This window comes from Okeania sp. (genome assembly GCF_983059655.1).
The window spans coordinates 1-11,020 of record NZ_CEZPJD010000206.1 but is presented as its reverse complement, the minus strand read 5'-3'; the positions used below and the strand labels follow the sequence as shown (position 1 = coordinate 11,020).

7 protein-coding genes are annotated in these 11,020 nt (G+C 38.0%); 1 reads left to right on the top strand and 6 read right to left on the bottom strand.

Going from position 1 to position 11,020, the window contains the following annotated elements; genetic code table 11:
• From AC3DU7_RS13580 to AC3DU7_RS13555, 6 genes are all read right to left on the bottom strand, one after another.
• On the bottom strand, nucleotides 1-2,938 hold a 2,938-nt coding region (locus AC3DU7_RS13580), incomplete at its 3' end, for an NACHT domain-containing protein (protein ID WP_488039872.1).
• 223 nt (nucleotides 2,939-3,161) lie between these two features.
• Nucleotides 3,162-3,713 (bottom strand): REP-associated tyrosine transposase, encoded by a 552-nt coding sequence (locus AC3DU7_RS13575; RefSeq protein ID WP_488039871.1) that lies wholly within the window; start codon nucleotides 3,711-3,713, stop codon nucleotides 3,162-3,164.
• 151 nt (nucleotides 3,714-3,864) lie between these two features.
• A complete protein-coding gene (locus tag AC3DU7_RS13570) occupies nucleotides 3,865-5,013 on the bottom strand; it encodes a redoxin domain-containing protein (RefSeq protein WP_488039870.1) in 1,149 nt (382 codons plus the stop codon).
• Between the two features lie 357 nt (nucleotides 5,014-5,370).
• Entirely contained in the window at nucleotides 5,371-5,982 is a 612-nt protein-coding gene (locus AC3DU7_RS13565) for a hypothetical protein (protein ID WP_488039869.1), read from the bottom strand.
• A gap of 306 nt (nucleotides 5,983-6,288) precedes the next feature.
• A protein-coding gene (prfB, locus tag AC3DU7_RS13560) for a peptide chain release factor 2 (RefSeq protein ID WP_488039868.1) occupies nucleotides 6,289-7,411 on the bottom strand; the annotation gives its coding sequence in 2 pieces (ribosomal slippage) (nucleotides 6,289-7,338 and nucleotides 7,340-7,411; 1,122 coding nt in all).
• Nucleotides 7,412-7,683: 272 nt separating this feature from the next.
• A complete protein-coding gene (locus tag AC3DU7_RS13555) occupies nucleotides 7,684-8,412 on the bottom strand; it encodes a Bax inhibitor-1/YccA family protein (RefSeq protein ID WP_488039867.1) in 729 nt (242 codons plus the stop codon).
• A 733-nt stretch (nucleotides 8,413-9,145) separates the two neighbouring features.
• Here AC3DU7_RS13555 and AC3DU7_RS13550 point away from each other — a divergent pair.
• Nucleotides 9,146-9,838, top strand: coding sequence for a PEP-CTERM sorting domain-containing protein (locus AC3DU7_RS13550; protein WP_488039866.1), 693 nt, complete (start codon nucleotides 9,146-9,148; stop codon nucleotides 9,836-9,838).
• Nucleotides 9,839-11,020 lie beyond the last annotated feature (1,182 nt).

Genomic DNA, 11,020 nt, shown 5'->3' with positions numbered 1-11,020 from the left:
GCACATCAGAATTCTCATCCTCAAGCAGGGATAATAGAGCATTCACTACATCCTCGGAACTATTGCCTAATTTACCCAAAGCATAGGCTGCCCACCCACGCACATAAGAATCATCATCCCAAAGCAGCTCTAGTAGAGCATTAACTATATTCTCCGAACTGTTGCCTAATTCCCCCAAAGCTAAGGCTGTGTTCCCACGCACATCAAAATTCTCATCACCAAGCAAGGATAATAAAGCATTAACTACATCCTCTGAGCTGTTGCCTAAATTTCCCAAAGCTTCGGCTGCACTCAGACGCACATAAGAATCATCATCCCAAAGCAGCTCTAGTAGAGCATTAACTACTTCCTCTGAGCTGTTGCCTAAGTTGCTTAAAGCTAAGGCTGCCGTCGAACGCACACTAGAATTCTCATCCCCAAGAAGTGGAAATAGAGCCTTAACTACACCCTCCGAAGTGTTGCCTAATTCGCCCAAAGCTAAGGCTGCTGTCGAACGAACAAAAAAACTATCATCCCCAAGAAGTGGAAATAGAGCCTTAACTACACCCTCCGAAGTGTTGCCTAATTCACGCAAAGCACTGACTGCGCTCTCACGCACATCAGAATTGTCATCCTGAAGCAGTGGCAATATAGCCTGAACTACATCCTCCGAAATTTGATCCAATATGGCCGAATTGAAGCGCCGAAAAAAAACGATTATGGATTTCTTTTCATCCAAAAGCTTTTCTACAAACAATGGAATTACCCGATCTTTTTCTCCTAATCTAACTTGATATCCCCACAGTCGCCACTCATCAATTAAATCCGATCGCTCTTTCAACATTTCTAAAGCTTGCTCTTCAAAGTCAGTTTCACTCAAACTACAAAAAATTTGAAAAACCTGACTACGCACCCTATAACCAACCCGCTCATCTTTACTCACCTCCAACTCAACCAATGCCTCTAAAATTTCCTGCACCAACTTACCATCAGCTTTTCGCATCCCCTTCGGATTTTCTGCCAAACAATAACCAGCAAATAACAAATCCCGATGCAGCCATTCCTCATATTCGCTACCATTCTGCAAAATCATCCGAATAGCCTTTGCAGCAGCTTTAGGATTTTGTTCCGCTATCAGCAATAGTAAAACTTCGCGCCAGTGAGCATCGTGCAAATTCTCCCGAATACAACTCAAAATAATTCCTAAATCATACTCATTTTTTGCCCGATATTGAATCTCTTGAGCGCACAAATATTCTTGAAACGTTTTATGCACAAAAGCATAATAATCTTGCCCCTGCTCATTCAATAAACCAGTGCGCCCCTGAATCAACTCCAGAAATCTTCCTGTTTCTTCCTGTGCTTGATACAACTTTAAATCCTTTAATTCCCGAATCTCCCGGTTCAACTTTTCAATCAAGTCATCCTTATCTATCAAAGTACCACCCTCTTCCTCATTCCCAAATTTTCCCTGAGTATGTACCCAATGTGCCAACAATTCCATCAACCGTTTCAGATCGTCCATATCCAAATGCTTCAGTCGCTGCTGACTGCTCAATTCCTTGATTTCATCCCAAGAAACCAACAATGTCTCCACTGCTTTTTCATAAAGTTTATTCCTTTGCTTGGGCAAAACCGCCTGATACCGATGAATCAAAGCAATAATCGTCAATAACAACGGATTTCTTGCCAATAATTTAATCCGGTCATTCTCACCCAACGCTCTTTGTAAACTTTCCTTCCACCTTTGCGCTTGCTGTGGTTCTGCAAAACGACTATTGTACCAGTTATCAAGAAACAGGGAAATTTTTTCATCATCAAAAGACTGCATTTGATAGTGGGGAAATTCTGCTGTGTTGAAAAAGTCGCGCCGATAACCCACAGGGCGAGATGTGATAATTGCTGGATTTTTATCAAATTTCTGTAAAAAAGTCTCTATACGCTTCACAACATCATAACGTTTGCCTTCTTCCGCCACCTCATCCAAACCATCCAGTAATATCAAAGCTCTACCATCTTCCAACCAATGCTCAAAAAATCCTGTCGGCAAATCTTGGAGTGCCATATTTGTTTCAGCAAATACACGAATATGTTCCGGAATAGTTTTATCTAAATCTCTGACAAAATCTCGTATTCTGATTAGAATAGGCAACCAGTCACGATCGCGGTCTAAACCCAAAATTTGAGACTGTTTCTGTGCCAACATTAGAGCGAAATAACTCATTAAGGTTGTTTTACCAGAACCAGGTCCACCCAATATGACAAATTTTTGAGACTTATTTTCACTCAACAACTGAGAAGCTAAAAATTTACGACCAGAAGTATTTACCAAGAGTTTATTTTCTAGTTTTTCTGGAGTTTCTGCTAATAGAAAATCTTGTTTATAAGCCTCTTCCTTCACCTCTGGCATCACAAAAATATCAACTAAAATTTTTCTTTCTTCTTCTTGTGGCGCAACATTAATGCCAGCAAAAATAACATGATCTAACCAAGTGTTTAGCTGCGTAAAATAATCTTCTTTAGCAACTTGGAATTTAATATAAGTTGTGGTGTTTTGAAAATAAGCATTAACAAAGATTTCTATCCAGTTGGGTAGAATTGATTCAGTTAATTTAATATTTTTAGTTTCTGCTGCTTGTTTAAATATTTCAGTTAAAATTTTAATATCTGGTTTGCCTTGATTAGTTAAAGGCTTTTCCAATTCTGCTAAAACGCCAGAATTACTAAAATAATAATTTAAAAAATTATCAGTTCCAGACAAACCATCTTTTTTAGCTGAATAAAATAAACGCTGTTGTTCAGGGAATTTTTCTTCTTCTTTTTCCACAGCTTTTATTCCAGCTTCAATTGCTTTTTGTATGTCTGTTTTATTGATAAGTTGAAATCCTTTTTTAACAGCAACATTTGCCAAAGGTCCTGCAATTGGTGCTGCTATTTTGGCAATTGAAAATAAATCCATAATTTCACAATAGTCTATTCTAAATCTTTGGTATTAAATTATATATCAGTCCAGTAGGGTGCGTTAATGAAATGTAACGCACCTTAATTTATGAGTATTGGTATGAAAATGGAAATTTTAACGCATCGTCTATCCCATATGTTTCGGTGCGTTACGCTTTCCTTTCCTGCGGAATGCTTCGCAAACGGAATGCTGCGCAAACGCTAACACACCCTACCAAATTTTATTCATCCCAAATTCCTTGGGGTATTTCTGGACTCCCATCCCTTCCCCAATTTGCTGGATAAATTCCCTGAGCTATAAACCGATGAATACTGGAAAATTGCCAATCTTGGGGATTTGTACACAACCCATGTCGAACAGGATTATAATGAATATAATCACAATGGTTGGCAAAATCTTGTTCATCTCGAATCAAATGCTCCCAAAAACGACGCTGCCAAAGATTGCTTTCCTTTCGCTTTTGTCGTGACAGAGAAATTTCTCGATTAATAGCTAATTCTTGCCCATAATGTTTGGTAACATAAGTTTTAATTAGTCGCAATCTCATTGAAAAATCTCCATCATTGGGAGGCAAAGTCCACAGACAATGAAAATGCTCTGGTAGTAAAACAAAAGCATCAATAGAAAAAGGATGTTTCTCCTTTACCCTTTCGATCGCTTCTCTGAGAGCTTTTCTACCAACTTCGCCACACAGCCAAGTTTCTCTTTGATAAGTTACTTGAGTGATAAAATACGTTCCACCAGAAATATTAGGTCTTCTATAATTAGGCATTCCAATAAGTGATAAAAAAAGCTTTTGTTTGTAGTAGGGTTTTAGTAGGGTGCGTTAATGAAATGTAACGCACCTTATTTATGAGTATTTGTTTGAAAATAGAAATTTTAACGCACCGCCTATCCCTGATGTTTCGGTGCGTTATGCTTCGCTAACACACCCTACTGGACTTCTGAATTCTAACCACTGCATCATAATCATTCTGCGCTCTATTTTCATAATTAACCCTCGCTTCTGCCTCTTTATCTCCATAGAAAAAATTCAAAAGTGCAAACCTTAAACCAGATGTTACCGGAGTAGCTTCGTGCATCAAAGAAGAAGAAAAAATTACCGCACTACCAGTATCAGGTTTATAATAATGAGGTCCGTATTCTGGAAATCTTAAAAATCCTCCCTCATATTCACCCACATTCAAATTTAATGTCATTGCAAATATTCGATGTATTGTACCCGGCGTAGTATTATCTCGATGTGCATTAAAAAAACCACCAAGACTGCCATCATAACGAGCTATTCTATACCTTTCTTCTCTAGTAACATTAAAATTAAAAGCTTTTTTAATCTCTGGAAATATCCTTGACCTCATAATTTGATTTAAACTGGCAATAATTTCCTCATCTTTCACAAAATGGTCTCTTCTAATCTTATGAGCGTGGTCAATATATCCCACAGTTTTCTCACCTTTTTTACGCATAAAACCTGATTCATCATTACCTTTTGTATGCCAAATATCAATCAAGTAATTACAATATTCTAGAGGAAAAACATTAGGAATTAGCAGTACTGGAGCCTGCATCTGAATATGACGAGGTTCCTCTTTAGGCAGTATATCTTTAATGTCTTTTAATATTGCTTCAATACTACTTGATAAATATCTGAGATGATAAATTTTAACTATTTTTTGGTTAGGATCGAGTAAAAAAGCTACCCGGCTATATTGCATAGTTTCCTGGTCATTATCTCCAGGAAAACAAACACCATACTGACGACTGATTTTATTATTAGAATCTGACAGTAATGGAAAAGGAATATTATATTCTCTGGCAAATTTTTGACGAACTGCTGATGAGTCAGAACTAATTAGATGAACTTGTAAATTAAATTTATTAAAAGTAGGTATTAAGTCTCTAAATGCACAAGCTATCTCTTGACAAGCAGGAATTTCATCAGAGGCATAAAAAATTAGAATTGATGGCTTACCAGCTTTATCTCTTAAATATAATAATTCTCCTGACTGATCTGGTAAAGCAAAAGGAAGAGCAGGATCTCCTAAACATAATGTTTTTGTCGATGTAATCATTTTTTCAGTTACTAGTTATCAGTTACAGCAGATTCCAACTATATGAAGTACAGATATTAATAATTCAATGTTCTTAGTGCGAGCATCTTGCTCGCGCGTGTACCTAACCAAAGTGGAATCTGCTGTATCAGTTATAATAAAACTTACAGCGGATTTTTTATTAGCTAAGGTACACAAGTCGCGGGCAAGATGCTCGCAATACAAACATTTTAACATTTATATTTGTACCTCATTTATTTGAAATATTCTGTAAAACGGGCGATTGCTAACCATTTACCAGAAAACTTAGACGAACAGGACTTACGCATAACTACTATATTAGCGTTTACTGCTGACTACTGAACGCTGATAGCTATATTAACAAATAGGTTGCTTTCCTGGCTTCACTGCATGAATATACTCACTTCCAGAATTAGGCCAGCCGCGACGATAAGCTGCTAACTCTGGTTTTCCCCATCCTAACTGTAGTAGCATCTCCAGAAAATTAGATTTTTCCCACTTCAACATATTTGCCCATTCTGTACGTTGAGCGATCGCTTCTACATCTTGTATTTCTATTTTACGAAAATCTCGACCGCTACCCACACTTAAATATAAGTCCATCCCCATTGTCACCTGATTCCAGAAATTTAACACAGAAGCTTTTGCTGACTGCAAAATTTCTAGATCGCTCAATAACGCAATTAATTGTTCATGCACTACAGGAAAATTAATCGTCTTATCATTAACTGTCACCTGTCGCCACACAATACCAGAGACCAAATATTCTGTTTGATAGCGATGAACAGCAGCTTTAAAATCTTGATATGCAGTAAACTTTTGGAAAGCTTCTGGTTTGAGAAAATGGTCAACTACTGGGTTTCCCGTGCGGGGAGTTGCTGCCAAATTCAGGCGTTGGCCTTGCAGACAAGCTTGGCGCTCTTCAGCCAGGATATCTATTAGCTCGGTAGTGCTGTAGACCTTTGACATGAGGACATATTATAGTCAGGGTGGGATAAAATATCTTTATTGTGACATACTTTAGGTCATTTCAGTTATCAGTTATCAGTCAAAGAGGGGGTAGGGAGTAGGGGCGAATGCCATTCGCCCTTGCTATAAGTAGAGTCCCTGCGTAAATAAAGTGTACAGTCCAGTAGTGGTGTAACATACCTTAAGATGAATATAAGTGGGGCGGGCATCCTGCCTGCCCAAAAATATCAGGGATGGGAACGGGCGAACGGGCGAACGGGCGGCGAACGGGCGGCGAACGGGCAAGATGCCCATTCCACAAAACTATTAAGCAGACTGAGTATCGACCATTTGATTTTCCTGCCGGAGATAAGCTTCAATGAATGAGTCTAGCTCGCCATTCATTACATCTGTAATAGCAGTAGTTTCTTTTTGAGTTCGTAAATCTTTTACCATCTGATAAGGATGGAATACATAGTTACGAATTTGATTACCCCAAGCTGCTTCTACCATATCACCCCGAATCTCACCAATTTCTTGAGCGCGTTGCTCTTTGGCAATTATCAGTAATCTAGCTTTGAGCAATGCTAAAGCTTTTTCCTTATTTTGTAACTGACTGCGCTCTTGGGTACAACGCACAGCTAAACCAGTCGGAATATGAACAATGCGCACCGCTGTTTCAACTTTGTTGACGTTTTGACCACCCTTACCACCAGAGCGAGAAGTAGTAATTTCCAAATCTTTTTCTGGAATTTCCAACTCTACAGAATTATCTAGCACGGGCATCACTTCCACTCCAGCAAAACTGGTTTGACGTTTGCCATTGGCATTAAAAGGCGAAATTCTGACCAAGCGGTGAGTACCTTTTTCTGCTTTCAGATAACCGTAAGCATAGCGCCCGATAATTTCCAGAGTTGCAGACTTAATACCTGCTTCATCTCCCTCAGAAATTTCTGCCAACTGTACCTTATAGTTATGGCTTTCTCCCCAACGAGTATACATTCGCAACAACATTTCTGCCCAGTCTTGAGCATCTGTACCTCCAGCACCAGCATTAATACTAATAACTGCACCATTTTGGTCGTAGAGACCAGATAATAATTGCTGTAGTTCCCATCTGTCTAATTCCTGGTTGAGACCAGAGATAGTTGCTTGAGCTTCTTCTAATAAAGACTCATCTGTCTCTAGCTCCAATAACTCAAAGATCGCCCTAGTATCTTCTAGATTATTTTGCCATTGCTGATATTGCTGTAGATGGGATTTGAGGTCATTAAGCTCTTGCAGAGTATTTTGTGCCGTTGTTTGGTCATCCCAAAATTCCGGTTGAGCTGCAACTTGCTCTAAATCTTGAATTTTTGCTTTTAGTGCCGGAACGTCAAAGATAGTCCTGGGTTTTTCCCAGACGAGAGGACAAATTTTCAATTTCTCGTTTAATGTCTAATACTTCCATGGCGATCGCCTCCTTTCAATAGAAATTTGACACTCCCAACTATACAATAAAACCCGGTTGATTTTAGTGCTGGGTTTAGCACTAATACCGGGTTTAGCAAATTTTAGTATCGCTTCTGCTTGCTTTTAGTCCATCAAAGGGGGATTATACCTAAAATTGCTGAAAAGCTTATAGAAAGGGAAAGAGTTGCTTAGGACTTATGCGGATGATAAATCTTAGACAGGGAAATGTTTTTCTCACTGTTCCCTATTCCCTATTCCCTGATTTATAAATTAGTCGCGACTATTAATAGCTATCAAAAGTCGCAGAATAAAGATAAATAGGTTGATGTAAGTTAAGTACATCGAGAGAGCTGCAGGAATATACTGCTCGTCGCGATAAGTACGAGGCAAGATGTAAAAATCTACTACTGCAGCACCAGCAAATAGAAATACACCTACGCCAGAAATACCTATTTCTAACCAGCTTGGAGTATAAACACCGAAAAAGCTAAAAATAACTTGGCCCACAACTGCTACTAAGAGAGCCATTATTCCCAAGCTGACAGTTTTAGTCAAGGCCATGCCATCTTCTTCAGATAGATTTGAGCCTATTTGACGAGCTCCAATAAAAGTGACACCACAACCAAGGGCCGCAAAACCTACTCCCCCAATACCTACTCCTTGGGTGCTTAAGGCCACAAATACTAAACCACTCAGGGTATAGCCGGATAACAAGCTGTAAGTAGCTAATAAAGGTAGGGCTACGTTATTATTGCCTCTTTCCGCAATTCCACGGGCAATAAAAAATAATGCTAGTTCGCCGATCAGTGCTATCCAGAATGTGGTCATAAATAGACCAGGGTTAGACTGTAGCACTTGTAGGCCACCAAAAGTACCTACTGCTGTGAGAATTAGGCCACCACCTACAAAAGGTAGAGCGTTAGAAATCACATTAGGGCCAACTATGTTTTGACTTTGGGCCTCACGAATTGCTTGACGAAAATTGCTGGTATTAGCCATAAGAGTTTTCCTTAATTACAAAAAAGGACTTTTATCAAGAAAGGAGTCAGGAGTCAGGAATCAGAATTGAATTTCAGATCCTTACTCATTAATTTTGTGTCCTGGTATTGTACGTTGCCAATTCCAAGCCTCCTCTACTTTGATCTGACTTCTACATATTATTGTGACATTTTAGTTAGATTTTTGTCTTTAGCATATTATATTTCTTTTTGTCAGTGATCTGAAACATTCTTCGCAATAACTTGTTATATTCGATAAAAATTCACTTTAACATATCGGAAAATACTTAGTTACATACTTGAGTTGTTTGGATCAATTGTTAAATGAGTATGAAATCAATATACAACTGTTTTTTCTAGTTTTTGATACATATGAAGTAATTTAAATCAAATAATTCCATACGTCTATGACTATTAGCCTAGTTATTAATACTGGTATGCAAATGCAATAAAATAATGCTATATCTCCGTAAATACTTGGTTAAATTTCACAACATAGAGTAAATTTTGCAGTGGAGTTTTTTGAAGATTCAGTAAAGTCTCGCAAAAAGGGTTGCAATGCCTAAGTGAAATTAGCTAGATTATATTCGTGAGGGCAAGAGAGGTTCGCAAACCGCTAACACTACTAGAAAATATCAATCTTCAAGTTAAGTAGTTAAAAATATAAGAATCATTAAGTATGATCCTCATAATCACTGAGTAAACACATAATTAACTTATTAGGAGTCTAAAAAATGAAAAACCAAATCGTTGCTTCCATCGCTGCTCTTCCTTTCGCTTTAGGCACTGTGTTTGCTGGTGCAGACGTTGCTAATGCTTTCATTATTGAATTGGATGATGTTTTCGACATGGGTGGTGAACTTTCCTATGATGGTGAAGGTGGCGCTCTTGTTGGTACAGACCTAGTGCTAGATATGATATTGGGAATAGACACTCCTGCTAATTCAGGATTGGCACTCAACTGTATTGATTGTAAATTGAATTTTACAACAGGAGACAATATTCTTGAGGGTCCTCCTGTATATATATTCGGTGCTGGTGGTAGTCTAACAATTACAGGTACAGTTGAAACTCAGGGTGGTATGACAATTTTTGATGTTGCTGATGGTCCTTTTCTAACTGGTAGTTTTACTGAAGATGTAGTTGGCTTAGGTACTAGCAGTGCCCTGACCTTTACAAGTATAGGTGTTGATCAAATAGCTTCACAGATTACTAGTTATTTTGGTGTAAATACTAATGACTTTACGTTTGCACAAACAAGCATTGCAATGAGTGATGTTTCTATCTTAGGAAATGGCGGATTTGTTGGTGAGGTTGATGACGTTGATATGGTTAACAACGCTATTGTTCCCGAACCAGCTACATTATTCGGTCTAGGTGTAGTTACTGCAGGTTTAGTAACTAGCCGTCGCCAGAAAAACTCCTAAACTCAAAATTGATGATTGTATGTGCGATCGCTCTGGTCTAAACAATAATATCTACATTAGTCAAATTATCAGAGTACAGAAAAAAAAGCGATCGCTTGCTCCCACCTAACTATACATTTCAAATTAAAATTAATCTTCGGATACTGAGATTTTTACATTTACCTTGTGACAAAAAAATATTTGTTCAATCAAATTTAGAGCGGTCGCTAATGACCTCGTCATCGCTTATTAGTTCTAGAAATATTGTATGCAATACTCCGATGATTGATTCATTAGACATCTCCAAAAATCAAAAATAAAATCAATTCTTATCCATAAATTATCAATTATTCTTCCCTGTTCCCTGTTCCCTGTTCCCTGTTCCCTCTTTTCTGGAGATGTCTATTAGTGAATGATCGCCTCAGATATCTAGAAATGTTGAGAATCATCCAAAAACTAGCTAGTGCAGGATGGCAGAAATAACTAACCAGTTACAAAATACTAAAAGCTTTACCAATCAATAACTTTTGACTTTTGACTGTCTTGAGTGTGTCTTGCATTCTGGAGGGGCTGTGTGCAGAATCATTTCCGTACTTTATACGCCCCGTAGGAAACCTCAAAATTACACACTCGCTTTTGACTTGCGCGTAGTGGCACTAGAATAATTCAGTCAGTTGGCCCGTTAATATTAGTGTTAGGCCCTGAAGATATGAATCAAGAATACGTTACCAGAAATCTTCTCCATTCCAGTTGTGGCCTCGAACGGATTCTATCTCAAATCTAATAATCATCCCCTCATTTCCATTCAGTAAAGACTTTTGATCCCCTGTGAATTTGAAAAACTATTGTTTTATTTTTTTAGTCACTTGTCAAGATCTAGCTTCCTGGACTTCTAATTAACTTTTTCTTCTATACAATCTCTATACATTCTTAGTTATAAAAAATACCTGTTTTAGAGCGATCGCTAATTACATTGCGATCGCTTATCAGTTTTAGAAACATTCTATTGAATACTGCGACAATTGATTTATGAGTTAACGATGACCCCAGATATTAGAAGTGTTGAGAATCATCCAAAAACTAGCCAGGATAATTAAGTTGGTTGGCCCATTAATATTATGTATGTCCAGGAAATAAACTTGCTATTTATTTACAGCGCTTTTCATTTGAGTAGACCACAAAATTATTTTTGGCACTTAGAGT

What these genes read in the sequence shown, in the direction of transcription:
- AC3DU7_RS13565 (WP_488039869.1), bottom strand. Translation starts at nt 5,982, where the DNA reads ATGTCAAAGGTCTACAGCACTACCGAGCTAATAGATATCCTGGCTGAA.
- AC3DU7_RS13575 (WP_488039871.1), bottom strand. Translation starts at nt 3,713, where the DNA reads ATGCCTAATTATAGAAGACCTAATATTTCTGGTGGAACGTATTTTATC.
- AC3DU7_RS13550 (WP_488039866.1), top strand. Translation starts at nt 9,146, where the DNA reads ATGAAAAACCAAATCGTTGCTTCCATCGCTGCTCTTCCTTTCGCTTTA.
- AC3DU7_RS13555 (WP_488039867.1), bottom strand. Translation starts at nt 8,412, where the DNA reads ATGGCTAATACCAGCAATTTTCGTCAAGCAATTCGTGAGGCCCAAAGT.
- AC3DU7_RS13570 (WP_488039870.1), bottom strand. Translation starts at nt 5,013, where the DNA reads ATGATTACATCGACAAAAACATTATGTTTAGGAGATCCTGCTCTTCCT.